This is a genomic window from Pseudomonas sp. GW822-FHT01E03 (genome assembly GCF_058802985.1).
In genome coordinates this window covers 331991-357116 of record NZ_JBXAOQ010000004.1, presented here as the reverse complement: position 1 = coordinate 357116, position 25126 = coordinate 331991, and the positions used below count along the sequence as shown (strand labels likewise).

The following is a 25126-nucleotide window of genomic DNA, read 5'->3' as shown; positions in this document are numbered from 1 at the left end:
ACAGGGATCTGTGCCAAGTCTTATGTTCCGTGAATTCCTATAACAAGAAACCGGAGAACCACCATGTCGTTAAGCGTGTTCGACCTGTTCAAGATTGGCATCGGCCCCTCCAGTTCCCACACCGTCGGCCCGATGCGTGCCGCTGCGCGCTTCGCCGAAGGTTTGCGCCGCGAAAACCTGCTTGAAGCCACCACCTGCGTCAAAGTCGAGCTGTATGGTTCGCTTGGTGCCACCGGCAAAGGCCACGGCAGTGACAAGGCTGTGCTGCTCGGCCTGGAAGGCGAACACCCGGACACCGTGGATACAGAGACCGTCACCGCGCGCCTGCAAGAGATTCGCGGCAACGGCCGCTTGAACCTGCTCGGCGAACACAGCATTGCGTTCAACGAGAAAGAACACCTGGCGATGATTCGCAAACCGTTGGCCTATCACCCCAATGGCATGATTTTCCGCGCCTTCGACGCCGCGGGCCTGCAGATCCGCAGCCGCGAGTACTACTCGGTCGGCGGCGGTTTTGTGGTCGATGAAGACGCCGCCGGCGCCGACCGCATCGTCGAAGATGCCACCCCCCTGACCTTTCCGTTCAAAAGCGCCAAGGATCTTCTCGGTCATTGCGTCAAATACGGGCTGTCCATCAGCCAAGTGATGTTGACCAACGAAAGCGCCTGGCGTCCGGAAGCGGAAACCCGCGCCGGCCTGCTGAAAATCTGGCAAGTGATGCAGGACTGCGTCGCCGCCGGATGCCGCAACGAAGGCATCCTGCCCGGCGGGCTGAAGGTCAAGCGCCGGGCCGCCGCACTGCATCGGCAATTGTGCAAGAACCCGGAATCGTCGTTGCGCGATCCCCTGTCGGTGCTGGACTGGGTCAACCTCTACGCCCTGGCCGTCAACGAGGAGAACGCCAACGGTGGGCGCGTCGTAACGGCACCCACCAATGGTGCAGCGGGGATCATTCCAGCGGTATTGCACTACTACATGCGCTTTATCCCGGGCTCCAATGACGACGGCGTGGTGCGATTCCTGCTGACCGCCGCGGCCATCGGCATTCTGTACAAGGAAAACGCCTCGATCTCCGGCGCCGAAGTCGGCTGTCAGGGTGAAGTCGGCGTCGCCTGCTCGATGGCCGCCGGTGCCTTGTGCGAAGTACTCGGCGGCAGCGTGCAGCAAGTGGAAAACGCCGCGGAAATCGGCATGGAACACAACCTCGGATTGACCTGCGACCCGATTGGCGGGCTGGTGCAAGTGCCTTGCATCGAGCGCAACGCCATGGGCTCGGTCAAGGCCATCAATGCGGTGCGCATGGCGCTGCGCGGCGATGGACAACACTTCGTCTCCCTCGACAAGGTCATCCGCACCATGCGCCAGACCGGCGCCGACATGAAAAGCAAATACAAGGAAACCGCCCGTGGCGGTTTGGCGGTCAACATTATCGAGTGCTGATGCGCGCTCATCTGCACCCTTTTTCAGGAGCTGAATATGTCCACCGAACAACTGTTGAAAACTCCGTTGCACGCACTGCACATCGAACTCGGCGCCCGCATGGTGCCCTTCGCCGGCTACGACATGCCCGTGCAGTACCCGCTGGGCGTGATGAAAGAACACCAGCACACCCGCGACCAGGCGGGGTTGTTCGATGTCTCGCACATGGGCCAGATTCGCCTGACCGGCGCCAATGCCGCCAAGGCCCTGGAAACCCTGGTGCCTGTGGACATCATCGACCTGCCAGTGGGCATGCAACGCTACGCGATGTTCACCAATGCGACGGGCGGCATCCTCGATGACCTGATGGTCGCCAACCTGGGTAATGACGAACTGTTCCTGGTGGTCAACGCCGCCTGCAAGGACCAGGACCTGGCACACCTGCGCAAGCACATTGGCGACCAGTGCACGATCGAACCGCTGTTCGAAGAGCGCGCCCTGCTCGCCCTGCAAGGCCCGGCTGCAGTGACCGTGCTTGCACGTCTGGCCCCTGAAGTGGCGAAGATGACTTTCATGCAGTTCGCCCGCGTGAAGCTGCTGGGCGTGGACTGCTTTGTCAGCCGTTCGGGTTACACCGGTGAAGACGGTTTCGAAATTTCCGTACCCGCCACCAATGCCGAAGCCCTGGCTCGCGCCCTGCTCGCTGAAGCCGAAGTGGCCGCCATCGGCCTGGGCGCCCGCGACTCCCTGCGCCTGGAAGCGGGTTTGTGCCTGTACGGCCACGACATGAATACTGACACCACCCCGATCGAAGCGAGCCTGCTGTGGGCGATCTCCAAGCCACGTCGCGCTGATGGCGCACGGGCCGGCGGTTTCCCTGGCGCCGAAAGCGTATTCGCCCAGCAACAGGCAGGCGTGAGCCGCAAACGTGTAGGTCTGCTACCACAGGAACGTACACCCGTGCGCGAAGGCGCCGAGATCGTCAACGAAGCCGGTGACATCATCGGCAGCGTCTGCAGCGGTGGTTTCGGGCCAACCCTGGGCGGCCCGCTAGCCATGGGTTACGTCGACAGCGCTTACATCGCACTGGACACACCGGTCTGGGCGATCGTTCGTGGGAAAAAGGTGCCTTTGCTTGTAAGCAAAATGCCATTTGTTCCACAACGCTACTATCGCGGCTGATTGAATGTTCCTATAAGTAACGCGGTTGCGTTAACGGTGCACTAATGTGTAACGCAACCGCCATAAAATAGTGCATTGTTTGGCTATAAGCTTCGATTATGAACTTTGCTTATAACGATCGAAAACAATTGAACAAGGTTAGTGAATAAGGCCCCACTAGTGGACTTACTTTGCCATCAACCTGAGGAAATACGGGGCCTACACGGGGCTTGTTTTTTCTCCCGTAGTTGGCGTAGAGTTTGTTCACTGTGTTTGCATGGGTCGCTTGGAATCGTGACCTGGGCAGTAGCCTACAAGTTAGCTACATCCCGTTCGACGTCTTCTTACTCTCCTGCAACCAGCCCCAGTACTCTTTCATGAGAAGGAGACTGTCATTAATTTTTGCGTCAAAGGAAATAAGAAATGTCCCAACGTCAGAGCGGTACCGTCAAGTGGTTTAACGACGAGAAAGGTTTTGGTTTTATCACTCCTGAAAGCGGTCCGGATCTGTTCGTGCATTTCCGCGCCATCCAGGGCAACGGCTTCAAGAGCCTGAAAGAAGGCCAGAAAGTGACTTTCATCGCCGTGCAGGGCCAGAAAGGCATGCAGGCTGACGAAGTACAAGCAGAAGCCTAATCTTCTGTAACGAAAAAGCCCCTGATGCTGACATCAGGGGCTTTTTTGTGCGCGTAAATCCGTAAAATGGCTTCTTTTTCGCCGAGAGCCTGCCATGTCGAAACACCTGCTTACCCCCCAGGGCGACTTTCCTGCCGCTGGCCTGGGTCGTCGCCTGGCAGCCATGTTCTATGATTTCCTGCTGTGCACCGCCCTGCTGATCGTCACCAGCGGCATCTACAAGATGATCCAGATGGCGATCATCGGCGAAGAAAGGATGCGCACCCTTACCGAAGCCGGGGCGCTGGACGGCGATCCCCTGCTCTCCACGGTCCTGCTGTTCGTACTGTTCGGCTTCTTCGCCAAATTCTGGACCTGGTCCGGTCAGACCCTGGGCATGCAGGTCTGGTGCATCCGCGTGCAGAATGCCGATGGCTCGTCCATCAGCCTGTGGCAGGCCCTGCTGCGCTTTGTGGTTTCGATTGCTTCGTTGCTGTGCGTTGGCCTGGGATTCTTCTGGTCGCTGTTCGACAAACAGAAACGCAGCTGGCATGACATCTACTCCAATACCGAACTGGTGCGGATTCCGAAGAAGACCAAATAATTTCCCGACGCAGAAACCACTGTGGGAGCGAGCTTGCTCGCGATGGCGTGGTGTCAGTCAACTTCAATGGTGACTGATACACCGCTATCGCGAGCAAGCTCGCTCCCACAGTTTTTTTGGGCCTGGTTGAAAGATCTCAGGCGTTACCGGCCAGCTTCATCCGCGCCGCCTGGGTGAAATCGAGCATGCGCTTGAGCGGCCGGATCGCCTGCGGGATCAGTGCCGGATCGACAAAGATCTCGTTCGCCCCTTCCTTCAACGCCTTGAGCGTGCGCTCAAGGGTGTTCATGGCCATCCACGGGCAATGTGCACAACTGCGGCACGCCGCGCCGTTACCCGCCGTTGGGGCTTCGATAAAGACCTTGTCCGGGCACAACTGCTGCATCTTGTAGAAAATGCCGCGGTCGGTCGCAACGATCAGCGTCTTGTTCGGCAGGCTCTGTGCCGCCGCGATCAACTGACTGGTGGAGCCCACGGCGTCCGCCAGTTCGATCACCGAGGTCGGCGACTCCGGGTGCACCAGAATCGCCGCATCCGGGTACAGCGCCTTCATGTCTTCAAGCTGCTTGGACTTGAACTCTTCGTGAACGATGCAGGCACCGTCCCACAGCAGCATGTCGGCACCGGTCTGGCGCTGGATGTAGGTCCCCAGGTGCTTGTCCGGGCCCCAGATGATGGTCTCGCCGTTGTCCATCAGGCTTTCGACGATCTCCAGTGCACAGCTTGAAGTCACCACCCAATCCGCTCGGGCTTTTACCGCAGCCGAAGTGTTGGCGTACACCACCACCGTGCGCTCCGGGTGCTGATCGCAGAACGCGGAAAACTCGTCCACAGGGCAACCCAGGTCGAGCGAACAGGTCGCTTCGAGCGTCGGCATCAGCACGCGTTTTTCCGGGTTGAGGATCTTGGCAGTCTCACCCATGAACTTCACGCCGGCGACGACCACGGTCTTGGCCGGATGGGCGTTGCCGAAACGGGCCATTTCCAGCGAGTCGGAAACACAACCGCCCGTCTCTTCGGCCAGCGCCTGAATGACAGGGTCACAATAGAAGTGGGCCACCAGCACCGCGTCCTGAGCCTTGAGCTCGGCAGCGATGGCAGCACGGTAATAAGCCTCTTCATCGGCAGTCAGCGGCTTGGGCTGTTTGGCGTCGAGGTGGGCTTGAACCAGAAGGCGTTCGGAAATTTGCGTCATGTTCGCAAGACCTGCAGGCGCATTCGCGCGAAAGTCGAGTATACACCCGGCTCCGGACCCTACGGGGTACCGCCGGGAAAGTGAGTATTCATCAGGCACGGATAGCGTTGAAGCTGCGCAAGGCTACAGAATATCCGATGGATGCAAAAGGTGATTCTGATCTGCGTCATGGGCAGCAGCCCGCAACGCGGCGGACCTGAATCGCGGGCAAAAAAAAACCCGGAAATCCTCACTTGCGTGGGCCTTCCGGATTTTCTAAACCGCCAAAAATGGTGGGTCGTGTGGGATTCGAACCTACGACCAATTGGTTAAAAGCCAACTGCTCTACCAACTGAGCTAACGACCCGCTGTGTGGTGGCGCGTATAATACTGATTTTTAAGGACTATTCAACACCTATTTTGAAATAAATCAAAAATAAGGGGTTGGATCGCTGATTCCGGCCGCTGCAAAGCCTTCCGCACGCAGTCGGCAGCTGTCGCACTTGCCGCACGCACGGCCTTCATCGTCGGCCTGATAGCAGGAAACGGTCAGCCCGTAGTTCACGCCAAGCTTCACGCCCGCCTGGACGATCTGCGCCTTGCTGAGGTTTTGCAGCGGTGCCTGAATACGGAAGCCATTGCCTTCAACACCGGCTTTGGTTGCCAGGTTGGCCATGCGCTCGAACGACTCGATGAACTCGGGACGGCAGTCCGGGTAACCGGAGTAATCCACGGCGTTGACGCCGATGAAGATGTCCCGTGCGCCGAGTACTTCTGCCCAGCCCAGGGCCAGGGACAGGAACACCGTGTTACGCGCAGGCACGTAAGTCACGGGAATGCCTTCACCGAGCTCCTCTGGAATATCGATACTGCTGTCGGTCAGGGCCGAGCCGCCCATGCCGTTCAGGTTCAGGCCGATCACCTTGTGCTCGACCACACCCAGGTCCCGCGCCACACGCTCGGCGGCGTACAGTTCGGCGTGAGAGCGCTGGCCGTAGTCGAAGCTCATGGTGTAGCAGCTGTAGCCTTCGGCGCGCGCCATGGCCACGACGGTCGCCGAGTCCAGGCCACCGGACAGCAGGATGACCGCACGTTTTTCAGCAGTATTGAGTTGTTCAGTCATTTCAGCGCCCCGGCTCGTCATTCCATAGATATTTATGCAGCTGCAATTGCAAACGCACTGGCAGGTTGTCCGCCACCACCCAGTCCGCCAGATCCCGGGCATTGAGATCATGGTGACTTGGCGAGAACAGGACTTCACCGGCGCGCTGGTCCAGACCGTATTGGATCAGCTTGGAAACGGACCAGTCATAGTCCTCTCGCGAGCAGATGACAAACTTCACCTGATCGTTGGGCGTGAGCAGCTCGATGTTTTCGTAGCGGTTGCGGTGTGCTTCCTTCGAACCCGGGGTTTTCAGGTCGACAACGCGACTGACCCGGGAATCTACTGCCGAGATATCGATGGAGCCACTGGTTTCCAGTGACACTTCGTAACCGGCGTCACACAAGCGCTTAAGCAAGGGAATGGCGTTGGGCTGTGCCAGGGGCTCGCCGCCCGTGACGCAGACGTAACGCGGGCGAAATCCTGCGACCTGCTCGAGGATGTCGTCGAGCGTGCGAATGGTCCCGCCGGTGAACGCGTAGGCGCTGTCGCAGTATTGGCAACGCAGAGGGCAACCGGTCAGGCGCACAAAAACAGTGGGCAGGCCAGCAGTCCGCGTTTCACCCTGCAACGAGTAGAAAACTTCGGTGATTCTCAATGTGTCTTGCATAGTCGCCACGGGCGTAACAGCTAAACAGGCTGTCCGCCTCCGTCAGGCACTTGAAGGAACCCCGGCAAAGCGCAGGCCCCCAAAAGCGTGTTTCATAAAAAGGGCGTGAATTCTAACGAAAAAACCCGCGACAAGCGCGGGTTTCTTTGAAACGGGTCAAGCAGGCTTACATTTTTTGCAGATCGCGCTGGGCCAACTGAGCGGCGGAAGTGCCCGGATATTGGGAAACCACCTGCTGCAGAATGCCTTTGACTCGGTCGGTATGCCCCAAGCGGCGCTCTACATCAGCGAGCTTGTACAGCGAGTCCGGCACTTTGGCGTGCTTGGGATACAACTGCGAAACCTTGGCAAATGCCTGACCTGCGCCTTGCAGATCGCCTTTGGCCAGGTTCACTTCGCCCAACCAGTATTGGGCGTTGCCCGCGTACTGGCTGTTCGGGTATTTGCGCAGGAATGCGGCAAAAGCCTGACTGGCCTTGTCGAAATCCTTGGCTTTGATCAGGTCGAAGGCAGCATCGTAGTAGAGCTTTTCCTTCGCCGGATCCGCCGGTTCGCTACCTGCGGCCGGTGCCTGGGCGGCAGCTGCCCCTGCACCAGCTGCTGCACCGGGGGCGTTCAAATCGCCACCGGTGGAAGAATTTTCAGGAGTCGCGGCTGGTGCAACGCCGGTTCCTATGCGCCGATCAAGATCCTGATATCGCTCCAGGTTTTCCTGCTTCATGCGCGCTACATCATTTTGCAGAACTTCAATCGCACCTTGCTGGCGCTCGATCTGTTGCTGCATTGATTGCAGTTGGTTGAACAGCTCGCCCTGTGCCGAGACAGGGGCCGAAACCCCTCCCCCGGCATAGGCGCCGTTCGTACCGTAACCTGCAGGCGGATAACTGCTCCCGCTATTGTTATAGCCGGAGTCGTTATCGACCACAGGAACCGCAGCCCACGCCGCAAGCGGCGCGAGGCTGAGAGCCAGAACAGTTACAGCACGACGGCACGTTCGCATGACGAATTACTTACGCAGTTCGACGCGACGGTTTTGAGCCCAGGACTGCTCGTCGTTGCCGGTAGCAACTGGACGCTCTTCGCCGTAGGAAACCAGTTCCAGCTGAGCTGGGGAAACACCTTGCAGTACCAGGTAGCGCTGAACGGCTTTCGCACGACGCTCGCCCAGTGCCATGTTGTACTCACGAGTACCACGTTCGTCGGTGTTGCCTTCCAGAACAACGCGAGCGCCGTTTGCTTTCAGGTCTTTGGCGTGAACGTCCAGAGCGCGCATGGCTTCTGGCTTCAGGTCCGAGCTGTCGTATTCGAAGTAGAAAGTGGTGATAGCGCGCAGAGCAGCTTCTTCGCTCAGGGAGCCGTCAACTGCACCAGTGTTTGCGCCGTAACCAGCGTTTGGATCTACCGCGCCTTCACCGGCATTGTCGCCGCCTTTGGACGAGCAACCTACAGCTACAGCCATGGCCAGTGCCAGCGCAGCAAATTTACCAAACTTCAGCATTTCCATCGTGAAACTCCTAATGAACCCCAGTGTGTTAAGTACAACGTATAGCGCCGCGTCAGTTCAGGTAAGGGGACCAGGAAGGTTCTCTGACTTCGCCTTGTGCGGTAGGAAGCGGGAGCCTTACGCGTCCATTGATGGACACGAGCATCAAGACTCCCCGGCCCTGCTGGCGGGTGGCGTAGATTACCATGGTGCCGTTGGGCGCAACAGTAGGCGACTCGTCCAGAGTGCTATCAGTGAGGATTTTTACACTACCGCGCTGCAAATCCTGGGCCGCCACCTTGAAATTGGTGAAGCCATCCTGACGGTGAATCATGACAAGCGTCTTTTCATCAGCCGACAGTTTAGGGTTGGCGTTGTAGTTACCGACGAAAGTCACGCGTTCGGCACCGCCACCACCGGCACTGGTCTTGTAGATCTGCGGTTTGCCGCCACGGTCGGACGTGAAGTAGATGGTCGAGCCATCCTTGCCCCAGAACGGTTCGGTGTTGATGCCAGGACCGTTGGTGACACGGCTGATCTGACGCGAACCCAGGTTCATCACATAGATGTCCGGGTTGCCGTCTTTCGACAGTACGAACGCCAGGCGATTGCCGTCCGGCGACCAGGCTGGCGCACCGTTCAGGCCTTCGAAGTTGGTGATCTGTTCACGGCGACCGGTGTCGATGTTCTGCATGAAGATGCGTGGACGCTTCTGCTCGAAGGAGACATAAGCGATGCGCTTGCCATCCGGTGCGAAACGCGGTGACAGGATCGGCTCGCGCGACTGCAGCAGGGTCACGGCGCGAGCACCGTCGTAGTCCGAACGTTGCAGGGTGTATCGAGTGTTGTTCTCGGAGAAACGCTCGGCCGTTACGTACAGCAGGCGAGTCGAGAAGGCACCCTTGATACCCGTGAGTTTTTCGAACGACTGGTCGGAGATGTAGTGCGCCATGTCGCGCAACTGATCGACGCCGCCGGACACGCTGCCGGTCAGCACTTGCTGCTCGGTGGCCACGTTGAACAGTGCGTATTGCACCTGCAGGCGACCGCCCGCCGGCACAATGCTGCCGACCATGACGTACTGGGCGCCCAGTGCCTTGAAGTCACGGAAGATGATTTCGCTGGCCTGGCTCGGCTGGCTGATCATGTTCTGCTTTGGAAGCGGCGAGTAGTAACCCGAGTTGCGCAGGTCGTTACCGATGATTTCCGCCATGTCGTCCGGCAGCACGCTACCGCCCTGGAAGCCGAACGGCACGACTGCGATCGGGGTCGCCCGATCGCTGCCGCTGGTAACCAGAATGTTTTTCTCATCTGCCATCGCCATCCCTGCCATGCAGCAGATAACGACCAGCATTCCTCGAAGAAGGTTTCTCACAAGGCTAGATCCTCAGGTGTGAATGTCATCTTGAATGAACGATACGGAGCGAAATCACTCGGCTTCATTCCCTGCATTTCTGTCAAACGTCCAATATTCTTCACCGCTGCAACAGCCGATGCGTCAAACGGACCGTCGCCACTGGACTTGGACACGCTGACCGAAGTCACCGTACCGTCCGGCAACATGCCGATTTGCAACACGACCGTCATGCCTTTGCGTGCCGAAGGTGGACGAGCCCAGCCTTCCGCTGCACGCGCACGAATCAGGTCATCGAAACTGCCGGCGACTTCGTCGCCCTGCTCATCGGCCAAGGCCTGCTGACGCTGCGGCGTGTCTGAAAGCAAATCTGCCAGGGCCTGGGCCTTTTTGTCTTCGGCGGATTTACGCGCCGCGTCCTGCGATTTCTTCTTCGCAGCATCGGCAGCAGCTTTCTTCTTCGCTTCCTCGGCGACTTTCTTCTTCGCCTCTTCAGCTTCAGCTTTCTTCTTGGCGTCTTCCGCGGCTTTCTTCTTCGCGTCTTCGACGATCTTTTTCTTGGCTTCTTCAGCGGCCGCTTTCTTGGCCTCTTCTTCCGCAGCTTTCTTGGCTTCTTCTTCGGCTTTCTTCTTGGCTATATCAGCCAATTGTTTCTCTTCTGCCTTCTTGGCTTCCGCGGTTTTCTTCGCATCGTCGGCTTTCTTGGCTTCATCAGCCTTTTTCGCCTCGTCCGCTTTCTTCGCCTCGTCGGCCTTCTTGGCTTCTTCGGCCTTTTGAGCCGCCTCTTCTTTCTTTTGTTCCGCAGCCTTCACCGCTTCCTGCTCGACCTTTTTCTGTTCCATCTGCTCGACTTCGGTCTGACGCGCAGCAGATTTCTGCGCCTCACCGGCAATCTTCTGATTGGTCTGGGTGGTGGCCCGACTTTTCGATTTCAGCTGGTACAAGGTCGCCTGGACAATCGGCTTGGCCGGCGGCAGTTCCGGGGTAAAGGCAAAACTGACGAACAGCATGCCGAAGACCAGCACGTGCAAGCCAATCGCCCAGACACTAGGCCAGAAGTAGCTTTCCGAGGCGGACGGCTCTCGCTGTTGCTGCATCAGGGCGCCTCGGTAATCAAGCCAACATTACCGACCCCGGCTTTCTGCAACCCGCCCATGGCGCCCATGACGGAGCCGTAATCGACACTCTTGTCGCCGCGAATGAAGACCTGGGTACGCTTGCCGCCTTCGTTACCGACGCGAATGATCTTGGTCACCGCGTCAGTCATCTGCGGCAGGGTCATGGCCCGATCCTGCTGCTTTTCGGTGTCGACTTCGCTACCAAGGTTCCAGTAGTAGGTCTTGTCGGATTTGATGGAAATGGTCAGGACCTGGGTGTTGTTGTCCTGCGGCAAGGCTTCGCTGGAAACCTTGGGCAGATCAACTTTCACGCCCTGATTGAGCATCGGCGCGGTCACCATGAAGATGACCAGCAGTACCAACATCACGTCGATGTAAGGCACTACGTTCATCTCGGCGACCGGCTTGCGCTTTTTGCGAGCTCGAGCGATTAAAGCCATTGGAAATTACCTGCTTATTCTTCGCTGGTGTGCACTTTGCGGTGCAGGATCGCCTGGAACTCGTCGGCGAAGGTGTAGTAGCGGCCCAGCAGGGTTTCACTGCGCGCAGCAAAACGGTTGTAAGCGATAACGGCTGGAATGGCAGCGAACAGACCGATCGCGGTGGCAATCAGTGCTTCGGCGATACCCGGGGCCACAGTGGCCAGGGTCGCTTGCTGGGCGGTCGCCAGACCGCGGAAGGAGTTCATGATCCCCCAGACGGTACCGAACAGACCGATGTACGGGCTGACGGAGCCAACGGTGGCCAGGAAGGGCAGGCTCTGCTCAAGCTTTTCTTCTTCGCGGGAAATGGCAACGCGCATGGCACGCGCCACGCCTTCCATGACCGCTTCCGGGTCAACGCCTGACTGCTGGCGCAGACGGGAGAATTCCTTGAAACCGGCACGGAAGATTTGTTCGACACCCGAATCAGGGTCCGGATTGCTGCCGGCCTGACGGTACAGCTTGGACAGGTCGATACCTGACCAGAAGCGCTCTTCAAAGCTCTCCAGGGCACGTCGACCGGCGCGCAGCAGGTTGCTGCGCTGAAAGATCATGATCCACGAGGTCACCGATGCGGCTACCAGGATCAGCATTACCAGTTGCACCACGATACTGGCATTGCTGACCAGGCTCCACATGGAGGAATGGTCGACGACGTTAGCTTCCACGCTTTATCTCCTGCTTTGAGTGTGTACCCGCGCCGCTCACGTCGGCAAAGGCCGCTCGTAAAGCTTCGGGAATGGCCCGGGGTTTTAAACTTTCAGTGCGCACACAGGCCACCAGAAACTGCCCTTCGCAGAGCAGTGCATTATCCGTTGCTCGCCTGACCTGCTGCTTGAAGCGCAGGCTGGCACGGTTCAATTCGATTACTTCAGCGCTTACCAACAGTTCGTCATCCAGTCGCGCCGGCGCGTGGTAGCGCGCTTCGCTGGAATGCACGACGAACAACAGGTCCTCCCCTGCCAGCTGCGATTGGGCAAAGCCCAGATCTCGTAGCCGCTCGGTTCGAGCCCGTTCCATAAACTTGAGGTAATTAACGTAATACACGATGCCGCCCGCATCGGTGTCCTCGTAATAAACGCGACAACGATGTGCGAAAGGCTCAAGCCCGTTTTGCGCGCGCATACTCTAGTGCTTACTCCTCAGGTTGCCAATCCGGCATGGCAACTGTTTTTCATTGTTCTGCGGCTTTCACGTGAAAGTACGGTCCTGGGACCCTACATTGCCCGAAAAAATCAGCACGCAATGTTAATTAATCGTCAGCGGCTTCAAGAAACTCGTCTACCACGGGCATTTCGCCCAATCGTGACGGAATGTTTAAGCCGAAATGCAGGTAGGCATGCCGCGTCACCACCCGCCCCCGTGGCGTGCGCATGATGTAACCCTGCTGGATCAGGTAAGGCTCCAGCACGTCTTCGATGGTGTGACGCTCTTCACTGATGGCGGCGGCCAGGCTGTCGACCCCGACTGGCCCGCCGTCGAATTTCTCGATCATGGTCAACAACAGACGCCGGTCCTGGTGATCGAAGCCACGTTCGTCGACATCCAGCAGGTTCAGCGCCAGGTCGGCAATCGGCTTGGTGATATGCCCCTTGGCGCGAACTTCGGCGAAGTCGCGCACCCGGCGCAGCAAACGGTTGGCGATTCGTGGGGTGCCACGGGCACGGCGGGCGATTTCGAAGGCGCCTTCCGGGTCCAGCGGCAAACCGAGGATACTCGCCGAACGACTGACAATCGTCGACAAGTCGGCGTTGTTGTAGAACTCAAGACGCTGAACAATGCCGAAACGGTCACGCAACGGGTTGGTGAGCATCCCCGCCCGCGTCGTTGCGCCGACCAGGGTGAACGGCGGCAGGTCCAGCTTGATCGAACGCGCGGCCGGACCTTCGCCGATCATGATGTCGAGCTGGAAATCCTCCATGGCCGGGTACAGCACCTCTTCAACGATGGGCGACAGGCGATGGATCTCGTCGATAAACAGCACATCGTGGGGTTCAAGGTTGGTCAACAGCGCCGCCAGGTCACCGGGGCGCTCCAGCACCGGCCCCGAGGTGCTCTTGATCGATACGCCCATTTCCTGGGCGATGATGTTGGCGAGGGTGGTCTTGCCCAGGCCGGGCGGCCCGAAGATCAGCGTGTGATCCAGGGATTCATTACGACCGCGCGCAGCCTGAATGAACAATTCCATCTGCTCGCGAACGGTCGGTTGGCCAATGTATTCGGCCAGGCTGACCGGGCGAATGGCTCGGTCCTGGACTTCTTCGCGCTCACGCGGACTGTGCGTGGCAGCGATCAGACGATCAGCTTCAATCACTTAGATCATTCCCTTCAAGGCGCGGCGGATCATGTCTTCACTGCTCAAATCTTTCTCCTTGATCGCAGACACTGCCTTGCTCGCTTCCTGGGGCTTGTAGCCCAGGGAAATCAAGGCGCTGACGGCGTCAGTCTCGGCAGTGTTCACCGGGGCCGGACCATCCGGCTGGTTCGGCACCAGGGCGAACATGGCCGGTACGGTTTCCCAGGCCTTGAAGCGATCCTTGAGTTCCACCAGCAAACGCTCGGCGGTTTTCTTGCCGACGCCCGGGACCTTGGTCAGCGCCGACGTGTCCTGTGACTGTACACAACGAACCAGTTCGTCGACTTCCAGGCTCGACATCAAGGCCAGGGCCAGTTTCGGCCCGACGCCATTGAGGCGGATCAATTCACGAAAAAAATCGCGCTCACGCTTGCCGACAAAACCATAGAGTAACTGTGCGTCTTCGCGCACGACCAAATGCGTGTGCAAGGTTAGCGGCTCACCGACCGACGGCAAGCGGTAAAGGGTCGTCATGGGCACTTCAAGTTCATAGCCCAGGCCATTTACATCCAGGATCAGATGGGGAGGCTGCTTCTCAGCCAGGGTGCCGCGCAAACGTCCAATCACGTTACAAATCCTTGAGCGTTGGCCAGCTCATGGCCAGCGACTGATAGAGCGAGGAATACCGCCGACAACACAGGCGGAATACCCTCACTCCATGAAAATGATTGCTGATGCTATCAGAGACGCAGGCGCCCGCCACGACTGCGTGCAGCTCCCAGACCATGGGGCAACAGACTGGCACGGGTATGAGCGTGGCAGATGGCAATGGCCAGGGCATCCGAAGCATCGATCTGCGGTTTGCTGGTGAGTTTGAGCATGTGCATGACCATCATCTGCACCTGTTCCTTGTTGGCCGCACCGGTACCGACGACCGCCTGCTTGACCTGGGTTGCAGTGTATTCGGCAATTTCCAGGCTTTCCTCGGCTCCCGCCACGATCGCGGCACCACGGGCCTGCCCCAGTTTCAGGGCGGAATCGGCGTTACGGGCCATGAACACCTTTTCGATCCCCATGGTCACCGGGTGGTAAGTCTGAATGATCTCCCGCACCCCGCGGTAGACAATCTGCAGTCGCTCATGCAACTCGCCGGCACCGGTGCGGATACAACCGGAGGCGACGTACTCACAGCCACGGCCGGTATCGCGAACCACACCGTAACCGGTGATGCGCGAACCGGGGTCGATACCAAGAATTAAAGTCATAACGCCTGCGGATAAATTGAAATAACGCGTCGGCCAGAACACCGCACGCTGTAGGAGCGAGCTCGCTCGCGATGGACCTTAACGATAACGCAACGTTTGAAATCAGCGTCGCTCTCAGGTTTATCGCGAGCAAGCTCGCTCCTACAAAGACGGCGCTCTCAACCGAGCTGCGCGGCCACCGACTCCGGAATCTCCGCGTTGGAATAGACGTTTTGCACGTCATCCAGGTCTTCGAGCATGTCGATCAGCTTGAGGACTTTCTCGGCGCCTTCCAGATCGAGCTCGGCGCTGGTGGTCGGCAACATGACGATTTCAGCGTCGTCACCTTTGAAGCCCGCCGCTTCCAGTGCGTTACGCACGGAATAGAATCCGGCAAACGAGGTGAAAACGTCGATCGAACCGTCTTCGTTGGTCACCACGTCATCGGCGTCGGCTTCCATGGCGGCTTCCATCAGTGCGTCTTCGTCAACGCCGGCAGCGAAGGAGATCTGCCCCTTGCGCTCGAACAGATAGGCCACCGAACCGTCAGTCCCCAGGTTGCCACCGCATTTGCTGAATGCGTGACGAACAGCGGCTGCGGTGCGATTACGGTTGTCGGTCATGCATTCGACCATCACCGCCACGCCGCCCGGACCGTAACCTTCGTAGGTCAGTTCGACCACGTCGTCCGTGTCGGCAGCGCCGGTTCCGCGGGCGACGGCACGATCGATGATGTCGCGGCTCATGTTCGCACCCAGGGCCTTGTCCAGGGCCAGGCGCAGACGCGGATTGGAGCCTGGATCACCACCACCCTGACGGGCAGCTACGGTCAGCTCACGAATCCACTTGGTAAAGATCTTGCCCCTCTTGGCATCCTGACGTTCTTTGCGGTGCTTGATGTTCGCCCACTTGGAATGACCTGCCATAACTCGCTCCGAATTCTCTTTGAAACATTGCCCGCCGCGCTGCATTGCGCCGGCCGGCAAACAAAAATCTTGAACTGCTCTGCCTATAAAGGAAAGGGCGCATCCACAGATGCGCCCTTCAGGTCAGCCTTACTCGGCCTTAGGCGTTTCGCGCAGACGAATGTGCAGCTCGCGCAATGCCTTGGCATCCACCTGGCCCGGCGCCTGAGTCATGACATCCGCCGCGCTCTGGGTTTTCGGGAAGGCGATCACTTCACGGATCGACTGGGCGCCGGTCATCAGCATGACCAGACGGTCCAGACCGAAGGCCAGGCCACCGTGCGGTGGCGCGCCGTATTTCAGGGCGTCGAGCAGGAAGCCGAATTTCTCCTCCTGTTCCGCTTCGTTGATGCCCAACAGACGGAACACCGACTGCTGCATCTCTTTACGGTGGATACGGATCGAACCGCCACCCAGTTCGGTACCGTTCAAGACCATGTCGTAGGCACGGGACAGAGCGCCAGCCGGGTTGGCCTCCAGCTCTTGCGGGGTGCACTTCGGCGCGGTGAACGGGTGGTGCAAGGCGGTGAAGCTGCCGTCGTCGTTTTCTTCAAACATCGGGAAGTCGACGACCCACATTGGTGCCCACTTGCAGGTCAGCAGGTCCAGGTCGTGGCCAAGCTTGATCCGCAGCGCGCCCAAGGCTTCGCTGACGATCTTCGCCTTGTCGGCGCCGAAGAACACGATATCGCCGTCGACCGCGCCGACGCGATCGAGGATCACGTTGAGGTTGTCTTCAGGGATGTTCTTCACGATTGGCGACTGCAGGCCTTCAACGCCCTTGGCACGCTCGTTGACCTTGATGTACGCCAGGCCCTTGGCACCGTAGATGCCGACAAACTTGGTGTAGTCGTCGATCTGCTTGCGCGGCATGCTCGCCCCGCCAGGTACGCGCAAGGCGGCGATACGGCATTTCGGGTCGTTGGCCGGGCCGCTGAACACCTTGAAGTCGACTTCCTTGAGCTGATCGGCCACGTCCACCAGTTCCAGCGGGTTACGCAGGTCTGGCTTGTCGGAACCGTAGCGGCGCATGGCTTCTTCGAAGGTCATGTGCGGGAACTCGCCGAATTCCAGGCCCAGCACTTCCTTGAACAGGTTGCGGATCATTTGCTCGGTCAGGCCCATGATCTCTTTTTCATCGAGGAAGCTGGTCTCGATGTCGATCTGGGTGAATTCCGGCTGACGGTCGGCACGCAGGTCTTCGTCACGGAAGCACTTGGCGATCTGGTAGTAACGGTCGAAGCCGGCCACCATCAGCAGTTGCTTGAACAGCTGCGGCGATTGAGGCAAGGCGAAGAACGAACCGGCATGAGTACGGCTCGGCACCAGGTAGTCGCGTGCGCCTTCCGGGGTGGCACGGGTCAGGATCGGCGTCTCGACGTCGAGGAAGCCGTTCTCGTCCAGGAAGCGGCGGATGCTTGTGGTCATGCGCGAGCGCAGACGCAGCTTCTCGGCCATTTCCGGGCGACGCAGGTCGAGGAAGCGATAGCGCAGGCGGGTTTCTTCGCCGACGTCGGAGAACTCGTTCAGCGGGAACGGCGGGGTTTCCGACTCGTTCAGCACTTCCAGCTCGTAGCCCAGGACTTCGATCATGCCCGACGCCATGTTGGCGTTGGTCGCGCCGGCCGGACGCAGGCGAACCTTGCCGGTGATCTTCACGACGTACTCGCTGCGCACGCGATCGGCAGCGGCGAAGGTTTCAGCACGGTCAGGATCGAACACGACCTGGGCCAGACCATCACGATCACGGATATCGAGGAAAATCACCCCACCGTGGTCACGGCGACGGTGGACCCATCCGCAAAGGGTAATTTCCTGGCCGTCCAGGCTTTCGTTCAGTTGGCCGCAATAATGGCTGCGCATCATGGTCGTGGTTTCACTTCTCGTAATTCGAAATTCGGTGGAGATCCTACAGCAGCCCCGCCTTTTAAAAAGTCGTCGGGTGATGCAAGAGCACGCGTGTCGTTCAACTCAGGTTCCAGACCTTAGTCAGCTTTGTCGCCGCCGGCCAGGTTCTTCTTGGAACCGGTCTTGAAATCGGTTTCGTACCAACCCGTGCCGCTGAGGCGGAAGCCCGGCATGGACAGCAACTTTTTAAGCTCTGGCGCCTGACAGGCAGGGCAGTCGACCAGCGGTGCATCGCTGATCTTTTGAATGGCTTCCAACTGATGACCACAGGAAGCACATTGATAATCGTACATCGGCATGGAGGTTGTCTCGGCGATCAGATTGCTACCGCGAACGCAGGGTTTTGCGGCAAAGAGCGGGATTATATCCATTAAATGCGGCCTGTGCAGCCGTAAGACTGCACAGACCGACACTCTGCTGTTTTCGCCGCCCAGACTAGGCCGTGGCGATGCAACCCCCTTCCTTGAGACTGTGCACGACACAGACAACCCGCACCAATCCACTGAAGTTCCTCACCCCGCCGTGACGCAAGTGAACTTCGCGATCCACATGAGACAACAGGTTGTTGACCGAGCAACCATTGACCCGGGCCATCTCCCCCAAAATATCCCAATAAACCTGCTCGAGCCGCAAACAGGTGGCGAAGCCATTCAATCGCACGGAGCGGGACAAGGGCTGCGCCAGCCCCATATCGAACTCGCGAACAAACGGATCAACCTTTACATCCTTGTGCGAACCGTATCGCCCCTCTTCCTGCCTTTCATAAACCATAACGCTGACACTCCTTTGCCATCCTGGTTTCTTTAAGCGCAACTGTGTGTCGACTTATAAAAACGCAGTGCAAAGGTCTTTTCCAGCCGACTTTATGACCCTCGACGTAGGATAAGCCAACAACGTTTGGCAGACCCTGGAGAGCATCCTACTCCGGACATTTTCCCACGCAGCGAAGCGATACCCCCTTCAGAAGCACCTAATGGAATGGCGTAGGAAAGAAGAGCGCGTACAACACTTCAAGGCGCCTGACAAAACCCGCCGTTGTGCCGCAGCCCCGGAACTTCGGGCAACCCGTGGCAAATCCCCCCCAAAAAGTGCCGCCGGACGCGCTGATTTGAGTAGCCTGCGGCTTTGCTGTTAAATAGACAGCGTGTCGCCAGCGCCCATTTTTACCGGGCTCGGCGCATAGGCTGATACCGGGTACGTGTCCAACGCCTCTTTATTATCTTGAAGCGAACCGTGCGCCATCAGCTCTTCCTTGTGAGCTGTCTTAACGTGAGTTAATCAAAATGTTGAAAATCGTCCATCTGTTGATAGGCGCAGCGGCCTTGCTGCTGTCCTTCATCCCTAGCCTGCAATCCGAAGCCTTACCTTACCTGCAACAACCCGACGCGCTGTACCTGGCCTTTTTCGGCCTGCTCAACCTCACACTTGCGCCTGTCATCCCTTACTGGAACAAAGGCCCGCGTCACCAACTGCAAAACCTGGTCAGCGCCCTGCTGGTTCTGAGCGTGGTCCTGCAGACCCTGACGCTGATCGCACCGATGCCCGTCATCGCCGGTCAACCCGCTGTATTGTTCAGCCTGGTCGCAGCCCTGATCGCCGTTACCCTGCACCTGGGCATCAGCTTCTACAAGTCGTCACCAGCCGCCACCTCGCCAAGCTACGACATGAGCAACCGCGATACCGGCACCGTCAAGTGGTTCAACACATCCAAAGGCTTCGGCTTTATCTCCCGCGACTCCGGTGACGATATCTTCGTCCACTTCCGGGCCATTCGCGGCGAAGGCCACCGTGTCCTGGTCGAAGGCCAGCGCGTGGAGTTCTCCGTCATGAATCGTGACAAGGGCCTGCAAGCCGAAGATGTGATCGCCGCACTGCCGCGCCGCTGATTCAAGGCTAAAAAAAACCGCGCACAGCTGAGCTGTACGCGGTTTTTTCATGCCTGCGACGCTCTTAATAGTGCGGCGGCGGCGCCTCTTCTTCGAATGACTCGAACTGCCCGACCATTTCCTCCTGCCGTTTGAGCAGCGCAGCCATTTGCAGCTGCAGGCGCTCGACCACCCGCTGCTGCGCCACCAGCACATCGTTCAACGCCTGGATGGTGTCATCCTGAAACGCCAGACGGCTTTCAAGCTCGGTAACGCGCTCTTCCAGGCTCATGCTTCAGCCCTCCAGAAACGTAAATTCATCGGTCAAAATCAAGCGCAAACGTTCGCGAATCGCGGCGATCTGCTCCGAACTGTAGGGTTTCGCCGGATGCTTACCCCAAACCGGCGCTGGCCAGGCGGCATCTTCGCGCTTGCGCACAATCACATGCATGTGCAACTGACTCACGACATTGCCCAGCGCCGCCACATTCAACTTGTCCGCATCGAACGCGTCCTTGAGCACTTGCGACAGCACTGTCGTTTCCTGCCAAAGCTGTTGCTGCTCTGCGACATCCAACTGAAATATCTCGCTGATAGCCTCGCGACGAGGTACCAGGATGAACCAGGGATAGTTCGAATCGTTGGACAGCAGCAACCGGCAGAGCGGAAAGTCCCCGATCGGTAACGTGTCTTGTTGAAGTCGTGGATCTAAAGTGAACACTGCGCGTACTCCCGCCGGGCCATCATTTTCAGCTTAGCGCCCATCCAGAGGGACAGCGCACCAAGCGACCGGACGGCAGCATACCTGCGAACGGCGCAGGCTTCACGGCGAACCTTGCATCGAAGCCACGAGCGCCAGTGGAAAGCTGACAGCCGCCCCCGAATGGGACAATTTTCGCTGCCGCGCACCTTTACAGAACCGAACGACAGGCAACAAACGCCGAAATGACTGATCAACAAGGAAAAGTTCGCTACAGGCAAGCGGCCAACAGAGATGAATTCAGTACAGGGCTAAAATTTTTTGCACCAAAACCGCACAGTGGGTCTACGCTGAACGCTTCGACATCCGCCATTTACTCAGTGGTGGGGTGAACCGGTAACATTTTTGGTTGCCAGACTGTCGACCAGAAGGCCGAAACATGATGTCAGGCAAGGCGTCAAGCCCAAACTAAAAGCGCTTGAACCCCCCGGTTTTATGAGGTTTTTACAGCACCTGGCAGTCAATTATAAAATAATCGTGAAAAAACACGATTTTGTGCACGCTTGTTGCATTCATACCCAACATCGCCCGAGTCGCACCCGCTGGAAGCGGAGGCCCTCAGGCAAAAAAAACAGTGGCAAGGTAGCCCGATGGAGATTCAAACGTTTCACCAGGACTCTTTTTACCGACGACAAGGCGCAAAAAACAGCATTAAAGTTGTCCGCCCGGTTGCGTCGGAGCTGGAAATTTGCGACATCTACCACGCTGTTTGCGACAGGGTCGTAAAGAAGGCGAAAGGTTAGATGCGCAAGTATCGCCAACATTGTCGGCGTGATATAAGTTTGCGCCGACACAAAAAGAAAGAGCCGCCCAGATAATAAAACAGGTGGGACGGCAGTACTCTTCTAAAACCAAAGGAGCAAATCACGATGCGCGTGATGAAGTGGAGCATGATCGCACTGGCAGTTGCAGCAGCAGCCAGTACCCAATTGGCTACGGCCGCCCCTTTCGTAAGTGACCAGGCTGAAGCCAAAGGTTTTGTTGAAGACAGCACGCTGAACTTGCTGGTTCGCAACTACTACTTCAACCGTGATAACAAAGACGGTGGCCGTGACCAGAAAGACTGGACCCAGGGCATCTGGGCTAACTACAGCTCCGGTTACACCCAAGGCCTGATCGGTGTCGGCGTTGATGCGTACGGTTACCTGGCAATCAAGCTGGACGGTGGTGACGGCACTAGCGGTAGCGGCAACATGAGCCGTAGCGACACCGTTAACGCCAACGGTTCTCGCGATGTCAACGACAGCCAGGGTAAAGCCGGTGGCGCCGTTAAATTCCGCGTTTCCAAAACCGAGCTGAAAGTCGGCGACATGCAGCCAAGCACTTCCCCAGTGTTCGCTGTGGGCGGCTCCCGTATCCTGCCGCAAACTGCCAGCGGTATCCAACTGCAGAGCAGCGAGATCAAAGACCTTGACCTCGAGGCCGGTCACTTCTACTCGGGTAGCAGCCAGGACAAAAACGCCCGTGACGGCGACCTGTTTGCAAACTACGCCGGCGTTTCCGCCAACAAGATCGACTACTTCGGCGGCAAGTACGGTTTCACCGAAAACCTGAGCGCATCGCTGTACGGCGCCAAGCTGGAAGACATCTGGAACCAGTACTACGCCAACCTGAACTACACCATCCCGTTCACCGACTCCGAGTCGCTGAACCTGGACGGTAACATCTACAACACCAAAGACACTGGCGATGCCAAAGTCGGCGATATCAGCAACACCACGTTCTCCCTGGCGGCTGCTTTCTCGTTCCTGAAAGCACACACCATTACCCTGGGCTTCCAGAAGGTCAACGGTGACACTCCGTTCGACTACATCGGTATTGGCAAGAACAACCGCGGCGGTGACTCGATCTTCCTCGCCAACTCCATCCAGTACTCTGACTTCAACGCTCCGAACGAGAAGTCTGCCCAGGTTCGTTACGACCTGAAAATGGCCGAGTACGGCGTTCCAGGTCTGAGCTTCATGACCCGTTACGTTAAAGGTTGGGACATCGACGGCACCAACACTCCAGCCAACAGCGCTTACGCTGGTCTGTACGGTGCAGATGGCAAGCACAACGAAACCAACTTCGAAGCCAAGTACGTTGTTCAGACTGGCCCGGCAAAAGACCTGTCCTTCCGTATTCGTCAGGCATGGCACTTCGCTAACGCCGACCAAGGCGAAGGCGACGTGAAAGAGTTCCGTTTCATCGTCGACTACCCGCTGTCGGTTTTGTAATCGCATCCAGTTAGTTTGCGGTAACAAAACAAAAGGCCCATCTTCGGATGGGCCTTTTTGTTGGCTGTCGCTTGACTGCTTTAACGACCTGCCCCTTACAGAACATGCCTGACCAAAGAGTCAGACATTGTTCAAATGACCTGTCACTGCACCGCAGACTCCTGAACCACACGAATAACCCGCTGTGGAAATGGAATATCAATGCCGGCCTCTCTCAGGCGATCACGGGATAGTTCGTTGAACATGAACAACACATCCCAGTAATCGGCAGTCTTTACCCAGACACGAAGCGAAAGCGTGATCGAACTGTCACCCAGGGTAGAAACAACTGCCTGTGGTTCCGGATCTGTCAATACTCGCGGGTCCCTGGCCAATTCCAGTAAAACTTCACGGGCTTTCTGAAGGTCCGCTTCGTAATCAACGCCTACATCAAACACGACTTTACGAGTCGGCTGACGGTTTGTGTTAGTGATGATGCCATTCGACAGATTGCCGTTCGGCACGATGATGGTCTTGTTGTCACCAGTACGCAGTACGGTATGGAAAATCTGGATGCTGTCGACAGTACCGGCGATACCCTGAGCCTCGATCCAGTCGCCGATGCGAAACGGACGGAACAGCAAAATCAGCACGCCACCGGCGAAGTTCGCCAGGCTGCCCTGCAAGGCCAGGCCAATGGCCAGGCCTGCCGCACCAATCGCCGCCACAAACGAAGTGGTTTCCACACCGATCATCGAGGCCACGCTAACGACCAGCAGGATCTTGAGGATGATGTTCGCCAGACTGCTGATAAAGCCTTGCAGCGCCAGGTCGGCATTACGTAATGCAATCAGGCCGCCGAGCTTTTTCGTGACCTTGTTGATCAGCCACCAGCCGATGGCCAGGGTGATGACCGCCAGCAGTACACGGCTGCCGTATTCCATGATCATCGGGATCCAGCTTTGGGATACCTTGACCAGATTGTCTACCTCGGCATTTAAGTCCATCTACATTCTCCTGTTTTCCGGCTACCCGGCATGCGTAAAAAAGCGGCAGAAAGATCCAACCGCGACGGGCTCAATCGTTTCTGCCGTTGCTGGGGCCTCCGACGTCGCAAACGCCAGGAGGTTCCCGCTTTCAAGATCAGTCGCGGAAGTTGTTGAACTGCAGCGGCATGCCGAATTCCTTGGCCCGCAGCACTGCAATGGCTTCTTGCAGGTCATCACGCTTTTTGCCGGTGATGCGAACCTGCTCGCCCTGAATGGCCGCCTGGACCTTGAGCTTGGCGTCTTTGACATGAGCGACGATTTTCTTCGCCAGCTCCTTGTCGATGCCTTCCTTGAGGACGGCGTCCTGCTTCATCAGCTTGCCCGACGCGAACGCGTCCTTGACTTCAAGGCACTGCACGTCGATTTTGCGCTTGACCAGCGCCAGCTTGAGGATCTCAATCATCGCTTCAAGCTGGAAATCCGCTTCGGCGGTCAGGTTGACGGTCAGGTCTTTTTCCTTGAACTCGAAGCTGCCTTTGCCTTTCAGGTCATAACGACGATCGAGTTCCTTGACGGCGTTCTCGACCGCGTTGGTGACTTCGTGTTTGTCCAGTTCGGATACCACGTCGAACGACGGCATGTAATCTCTCCAAATATAAAGGCGCACCGATGGAGCACGCCTGGCTTGCGGTTAAAATCCGCGCTGATTATAACGGGTCTTTCCCATCATTCACTGTGAGCTGCCGATGCACGCCTTAAACAGAGCAAAAAGCTGATGTCCACCACCTGGCATGTATTGGGCGCTGGCAGCCTCGGCACATTATGGACGACACGTCTGGCACGGGCTGGCGTGCCGGTCAGGCTGATCCTGCGGGACATCGCGAGACTGCAGGCCTATGAGACTGCCGGTGGATTGACACTGGTGGAACACGGTGAGGCGCAACACTATGCCGTGCCCGCCGAGACAGCCGACAACCCGCAACCGATCCACCGCCTGCTGGTGGCGTGCAAAGCCTACGATACCGAAAGTGCGGTGGCTCGATTGGCGCCACGCCTGGCCCCAGGCGCCGAACTGATCCTGCTGCAAAATGGCCTGGGCAGTCAGGACGCGGTAGCCGCACAGGTTCCTCAGGCACGCTGCATCTATGCCTCGAGCACAGAAGGCGCCTTCCGCGATGGCGATTGGCGCGTGGTGTTTGCCGGGCATGGCTTCACCTGGCTGGGGGATGCGAGCCATCCGGTGGCGCCGATCTGGCTTGATGACCTGAGCGCGGCCGGCATTCCCCACGAGTGGAGCACGGAGATTCTGACCAGGCTGTGGCGCAAACTCGCCCTCAACTGTGCGATCAATCCGCTGACGGTGCTGCACGATTGCCGCAACGGCGGTTTGCAGCAACATCAATGTGAGGTCGCCACCCTGTGCGGCGAACTGGCGGAGTTGCTTGAGCGTTGTGGTCAGCCGGCAGCCGCCGAAAACCTGCAGCAGGAAGTCGAACGAGTGATTCACGCCACCGCCGCCAACTACTCCTCGATGCATCAGGACGTCACGAGCCAGCGCCGCACGGAAATCAGCTACCTGCTCGGTTACGCCTGCAAAGTGGCCGGGCGTCATCAACTGAACCTGCCTCACCTCAATCAACTTGAGGCAAGGTTGATCGCTCGCCTGCAAAGCCTTGGATTGCCCAGCGACTGAGCAGCGGCTACGCTGGCCACTTGTTCCTT

The 25126-nt window shown here is 58.0% G+C and carries 28 protein-coding genes and 1 tRNA gene; 7 read left to right on the top strand and 22 right to left on the bottom strand.

Going from position 1 to position 25126, the window contains the following annotated elements; all coding sequences use genetic code 11:
* Positions 1 to 63: 63 nt before the first annotated feature.
* From AC1RP7_RS10445 to AC1RP7_RS10430, 4 genes are all read left to right on the top strand, one after another.
* Positions 64 to 1440, top strand: coding sequence for an L-serine ammonia-lyase (locus AC1RP7_RS10445; protein WP_340313158.1), 1377 nt, complete (start codon positions 64 to 66; stop codon positions 1438 to 1440).
* A gap of 36 nt (positions 1441 to 1476) precedes the next feature.
* Positions 1477 to 2601 (top strand): glycine cleavage system aminomethyltransferase GcvT, encoded by a 1125-nt coding sequence (gcvT, locus tag AC1RP7_RS10440; protein WP_090457442.1) that lies wholly within the window; start codon positions 1477 to 1479, stop codon positions 2599 to 2601.
* A 402-nt stretch (positions 2602 to 3003) separates the two neighbouring features.
* Positions 3004 to 3216 (top strand): cold-shock protein, encoded by a 213-nt coding sequence (locus tag AC1RP7_RS10435; protein WP_007977299.1) that lies wholly within the window; start codon positions 3004 to 3006, stop codon positions 3214 to 3216.
* A 94-nt stretch (positions 3217 to 3310) separates the two neighbouring features.
* The gene (locus AC1RP7_RS10430; RefSeq protein ID WP_057713522.1) at positions 3311 to 3799 is read left to right on the top strand and encodes an RDD family protein; all 489 of its coding nucleotides are present in this window, start codon (positions 3311 to 3313) and stop codon (positions 3797 to 3799) included.
* A gap of 136 nt (positions 3800 to 3935) precedes the next feature.
* Here the strand turns inward: AC1RP7_RS10430 and nadA are convergent, their stop codons facing one another.
* The 18 genes from nadA to AC1RP7_RS10340 all read right to left on the bottom strand — a co-directional run bounded on the left by nadA (position 3936) and on the right by AC1RP7_RS10340 (position 18366).
* Positions 3936 to 4994 carry a quinolinate synthase NadA gene (gene nadA / locus AC1RP7_RS10425; protein ID WP_007995624.1) on the bottom strand — a complete coding sequence of 353 codons (1059 nt, stop codon included), beginning with the start codon at positions 4992 to 4994 and terminating at the stop codon, positions 3936 to 3938.
* Positions 4995 to 5264: 270 nt separating this feature from the next.
* Positions 5265 to 5340 (bottom strand) — tRNA-Lys (locus tag AC1RP7_RS10420).
* Positions 5341 to 5403: 63 nt separating this feature from the next.
* The gene (queC, locus tag AC1RP7_RS10415) at positions 5404 to 6096 is read right to left on the bottom strand and encodes a 7-cyano-7-deazaguanine synthase QueC (RefSeq protein ID WP_090457445.1); all 693 of its coding nucleotides are present in this window, start codon (positions 6094 to 6096) and stop codon (positions 5404 to 5406) included.
* A 1-nt stretch (position 6097) separates the two neighbouring features.
* Positions 6098 to 6745, bottom strand: coding sequence for a 7-carboxy-7-deazaguanine synthase QueE (gene queE / locus AC1RP7_RS10410; RefSeq protein WP_007995628.1), 648 nt, complete (start codon positions 6743 to 6745; stop codon positions 6098 to 6100).
* Positions 6746 to 6911: 166 nt separating this feature from the next.
* Positions 6912 to 7745: a tol-pal system protein YbgF gene (gene ybgF / locus AC1RP7_RS10405; RefSeq protein ID WP_102670353.1), complete on the bottom strand. Its 834-nt coding sequence runs from the start codon at positions 7743 to 7745 to the stop codon at positions 6912 to 6914.
* Positions 7746 to 7751: 6 nt separating this feature from the next.
* Positions 7752 to 8249, bottom strand: coding sequence for a peptidoglycan-associated lipoprotein Pal (gene pal, locus AC1RP7_RS10400; protein WP_003178634.1), 498 nt, complete (start codon positions 8247 to 8249; stop codon positions 7752 to 7754).
* Between the two features lie 52 nt (positions 8250 to 8301).
* Positions 8302 to 9582: a Tol-Pal system beta propeller repeat protein TolB gene (gene tolB, locus AC1RP7_RS10395; RefSeq protein WP_167362903.1), complete on the bottom strand. Its 1281-nt coding sequence runs from the start codon at positions 9580 to 9582 to the stop codon at positions 8302 to 8304.
* 17 nt (positions 9583 to 9599) lie between these two features.
* A complete protein-coding gene (gene tolA / locus AC1RP7_RS10390) occupies positions 9600 to 10679 on the bottom strand; it encodes a cell envelope integrity protein TolA (RefSeq protein ID WP_056726036.1) in 1080 nt (359 codons plus the stop codon).
* Positions 10679 to 11131: a protein TolR gene (gene tolR, locus AC1RP7_RS10385; RefSeq protein WP_162135951.1), complete on the bottom strand. Its 453-nt coding sequence runs from the start codon at positions 11129 to 11131 to the stop codon at positions 10679 to 10681. The genes tolA and tolR overlap by 1 nt, the downstream gene beginning before the upstream one ends.
* A 23-nt stretch (positions 11132 to 11154) precedes the next feature.
* Positions 11155 to 11850: a protein TolQ gene (tolQ, locus tag AC1RP7_RS10380; protein WP_007897030.1), complete on the bottom strand. Its 696-nt coding sequence runs from the start codon at positions 11848 to 11850 to the stop codon at positions 11155 to 11157.
* Positions 11840 to 12307 carry a tol-pal system-associated acyl-CoA thioesterase gene (gene ybgC / locus AC1RP7_RS10375; protein WP_057713518.1) on the bottom strand — a complete coding sequence of 156 codons (468 nt, stop codon included), beginning with the start codon at positions 12305 to 12307 and terminating at the stop codon, positions 11840 to 11842. The genes tolQ and ybgC overlap by 11 nt, the downstream gene beginning before the upstream one ends.
* A 127-nt stretch (positions 12308 to 12434) precedes the next feature.
* Positions 12435 to 13496 (bottom strand): Holliday junction branch migration DNA helicase RuvB, encoded by a 1062-nt coding sequence (gene ruvB, locus AC1RP7_RS10370; RefSeq protein ID WP_057713517.1) that lies wholly within the window; start codon positions 13494 to 13496, stop codon positions 12435 to 12437.
* Positions 13497 to 14105 (bottom strand): Holliday junction branch migration protein RuvA, encoded by a 609-nt coding sequence (gene ruvA, locus AC1RP7_RS10365; RefSeq protein ID WP_008052450.1) that lies wholly within the window; start codon positions 14103 to 14105, stop codon positions 13497 to 13499.
* Positions 14106 to 14218: 113 nt separating this feature from the next.
* Positions 14219 to 14743 carry a crossover junction endodeoxyribonuclease RuvC gene (gene ruvC / locus AC1RP7_RS10360; protein ID WP_493181201.1) on the bottom strand — a complete coding sequence of 175 codons (525 nt, stop codon included), beginning with the start codon at positions 14741 to 14743 and terminating at the stop codon, positions 14219 to 14221.
* A gap of 158 nt (positions 14744 to 14901) precedes the next feature.
* Positions 14902 to 15648, bottom strand: a complete 747-nt coding sequence (locus tag AC1RP7_RS10355; protein WP_007995641.1) for a YebC/PmpR family DNA-binding transcriptional regulator — start codon at positions 15646 to 15648, stop codon at positions 14902 to 14904.
* Positions 15649 to 15777: 129 nt separating this feature from the next.
* Complete coding sequence (gene aspS, locus AC1RP7_RS10350) at positions 15778 to 17553, bottom strand: aspartate--tRNA ligase (RefSeq protein ID WP_007995642.1); 1776 nt, start codon at positions 17551 to 17553, stop codon at positions 15778 to 15780.
* A 119-nt stretch (positions 17554 to 17672) separates the two neighbouring features.
* Entirely contained in the window at positions 17673 to 17894 is a 222-nt protein-coding gene (locus AC1RP7_RS10345) for an FmdB family zinc ribbon protein (protein WP_032829812.1), read from the bottom strand.
* 136 nt (positions 17895 to 18030) lie between these two features.
* Positions 18031 to 18366 carry a ribbon-helix-helix domain-containing protein gene (locus tag AC1RP7_RS10340; RefSeq protein WP_090457447.1) on the bottom strand — a complete coding sequence of 112 codons (336 nt, stop codon included), beginning with the start codon at positions 18364 to 18366 and terminating at the stop codon, positions 18031 to 18033.
* Positions 18367 to 18878: 512 nt separating this feature from the next.
* On the opposite strand from AC1RP7_RS10340, the gene AC1RP7_RS10335 reads away from it, so the two are divergent.
* Positions 18879 to 19481: a cold-shock protein gene (locus tag AC1RP7_RS10335; RefSeq protein WP_057713515.1), complete on the top strand. Its 603-nt coding sequence runs from the start codon at positions 18879 to 18881 to the stop codon at positions 19479 to 19481.
* 64 nt (positions 19482 to 19545) lie between these two features.
* Here the strand turns inward: AC1RP7_RS10335 and AC1RP7_RS10330 are convergent, their stop codons facing one another.
* Together AC1RP7_RS10330 and AC1RP7_RS10325 are read right to left on the bottom strand one after the other, a co-directional pair.
* Complete coding sequence (locus AC1RP7_RS10330) at positions 19546 to 19752, bottom strand: SlyX family protein (protein WP_008052459.1); 207 nt, start codon at positions 19750 to 19752, stop codon at positions 19546 to 19548.
* 3 nt (positions 19753 to 19755) lie between these two features.
* Positions 19756 to 20181, bottom strand: a complete 426-nt coding sequence (locus tag AC1RP7_RS10325; RefSeq protein WP_150813356.1) for an HIT domain-containing protein — start codon at positions 20179 to 20181, stop codon at positions 19756 to 19758.
* 908 nt (positions 20182 to 21089) lie between these two features.
* Between AC1RP7_RS10325 and AC1RP7_RS10320 the strand changes: the two genes are divergently transcribed.
* Positions 21090 to 22436: an OprD family porin gene (locus AC1RP7_RS10320; protein WP_057713513.1), complete on the top strand. Its 1347-nt coding sequence runs from the start codon at positions 21090 to 21092 to the stop codon at positions 22434 to 22436.
* Between the two features lie 143 nt (positions 22437 to 22579).
* On the opposite strand, the gene AC1RP7_RS10315 is transcribed toward AC1RP7_RS10320, so the two are convergent.
* Both AC1RP7_RS10315 and AC1RP7_RS10310 read right to left on the bottom strand, forming a co-directional pair.
* Entirely contained in the window at positions 22580 to 23422 is an 843-nt protein-coding gene (locus tag AC1RP7_RS10315) for a mechanosensitive ion channel family protein (RefSeq protein ID WP_057713512.1), read from the bottom strand.
* A 136-nt stretch (positions 23423 to 23558) separates the two neighbouring features.
* Positions 23559 to 24044: a YajQ family cyclic di-GMP-binding protein gene (locus tag AC1RP7_RS10310; RefSeq protein WP_007990750.1), complete on the bottom strand. Its 486-nt coding sequence runs from the start codon at positions 24042 to 24044 to the stop codon at positions 23559 to 23561.
* A gap of 135 nt (positions 24045 to 24179) precedes the next feature.
* Between AC1RP7_RS10310 and AC1RP7_RS10305 the strand changes: the two genes are divergently transcribed.
* A complete protein-coding gene (locus AC1RP7_RS10305) occupies positions 24180 to 25097 on the top strand; it encodes a putative 2-dehydropantoate 2-reductase (protein ID WP_493181202.1) in 918 nt (305 codons plus the stop codon).
* Positions 25098 to 25126 lie beyond the last annotated feature (29 nt).

Excerpts from the sequence above, each read along its gene's own strand:
- pal (WP_003178634.1), bottom strand. The coding sequence starts at position 8,249 with ATGGAAATGCTGAAGTTTGGTAAATTTGCTGCGCTGGCACTGGCCATG.
- nadA (WP_007995624.1), bottom strand. The coding sequence starts at position 4,994 with ATGACGCAAATTTCCGAACGCCTTCTGGTTCAAGCCCACCTCGACGCC.
- queC (WP_090457445.1), bottom strand. The coding sequence starts at position 6,096 with ATGACTGAACAACTCAATACTGCTGAAAAACGTGCGGTCATCCTGCTG.
- AC1RP7_RS10310 (WP_007990750.1), bottom strand. The coding sequence starts at position 24,044 with ATGCCGTCGTTCGACGTGGTATCCGAACTGGACAAACACGAAGTCACC.
- AC1RP7_RS10445 (WP_340313158.1), top strand. The coding sequence starts at position 64 with ATGTCGTTAAGCGTGTTCGACCTGTTCAAGATTGGCATCGGCCCCTCC.
- tolB (WP_167362903.1), bottom strand. The coding sequence starts at position 9,582 with ATGCTGGTCGTTATCTGCTGCATGGCAGGGATGGCGATGGCAGATGAG.
- AC1RP7_RS10345 (WP_032829812.1), bottom strand. The coding sequence starts at position 17,894 with ATGCCGATGTACGATTATCAATGTGCTTCCTGTGGTCATCAGTTGGAA.
- queE (WP_007995628.1), bottom strand. The coding sequence starts at position 6,745 with ATGCAAGACACATTGAGAATCACCGAAGTTTTCTACTCGTTGCAGGGT.
- tolA (WP_056726036.1), bottom strand. The coding sequence starts at position 10,679 with ATGCAGCAACAGCGAGAGCCGTCCGCCTCGGAAAGCTACTTCTGGCCT.
- AC1RP7_RS10335 (WP_057713515.1), top strand. The coding sequence starts at position 18,879 with ATGTTGAAAATCGTCCATCTGTTGATAGGCGCAGCGGCCTTGCTGCTG.
- ybgC (WP_057713518.1), bottom strand. The coding sequence starts at position 12,307 with ATGCGCGCGCAAAACGGGCTTGAGCCTTTCGCACATCGTTGTCGCGTT.
- aspS (WP_007995642.1), bottom strand. The coding sequence starts at position 17,553 with ATGATGCGCAGCCATTATTGCGGCCAACTGAACGAAAGCCTGGACGGC.
- ruvC (WP_493181201.1), bottom strand. The coding sequence starts at position 14,743 with ATGACTTTAATTCTTGGTATCGACCCCGGTTCGCGCATCACCGGTTAC.
- AC1RP7_RS10320 (WP_057713513.1), top strand. The coding sequence starts at position 21,090 with ATGCGCGTGATGAAGTGGAGCATGATCGCACTGGCAGTTGCAGCAGCA.
- ybgF (WP_102670353.1), bottom strand. The coding sequence starts at position 7,745 with ATGCGAACGTGCCGTCGTGCTGTAACTGTTCTGGCTCTCAGCCTCGCG.
- AC1RP7_RS10330 (WP_008052459.1), bottom strand. The coding sequence starts at position 19,752 with ATGAGCCTGGAAGAGCGCGTTACCGAGCTTGAAAGCCGTCTGGCGTTT.
- AC1RP7_RS10430 (WP_057713522.1), top strand. The coding sequence starts at position 3,311 with ATGTCGAAACACCTGCTTACCCCCCAGGGCGACTTTCCTGCCGCTGGC.
- AC1RP7_RS10315 (WP_057713512.1), bottom strand. The coding sequence starts at position 23,422 with ATGGACTTAAATGCCGAGGTAGACAATCTGGTCAAGGTATCCCAAAGC.
- AC1RP7_RS10435 (WP_007977299.1), top strand. The coding sequence starts at position 3,004 with ATGTCCCAACGTCAGAGCGGTACCGTCAAGTGGTTTAACGACGAGAAA.
- AC1RP7_RS10305 (WP_493181202.1), top strand. The coding sequence starts at position 24,180 with ATGTCCACCACCTGGCATGTATTGGGCGCTGGCAGCCTCGGCACATTA.
- AC1RP7_RS10355 (WP_007995641.1), bottom strand. The coding sequence starts at position 15,648 with ATGGCAGGTCATTCCAAGTGGGCGAACATCAAGCACCGCAAAGAACGT.
- gcvT (WP_090457442.1), top strand. The coding sequence starts at position 1,477 with ATGTCCACCGAACAACTGTTGAAAACTCCGTTGCACGCACTGCACATC.
- AC1RP7_RS10340 (WP_090457447.1), bottom strand. The coding sequence starts at position 18,366 with ATGGTTTATGAAAGGCAGGAAGAGGGGCGATACGGTTCGCACAAGGAT.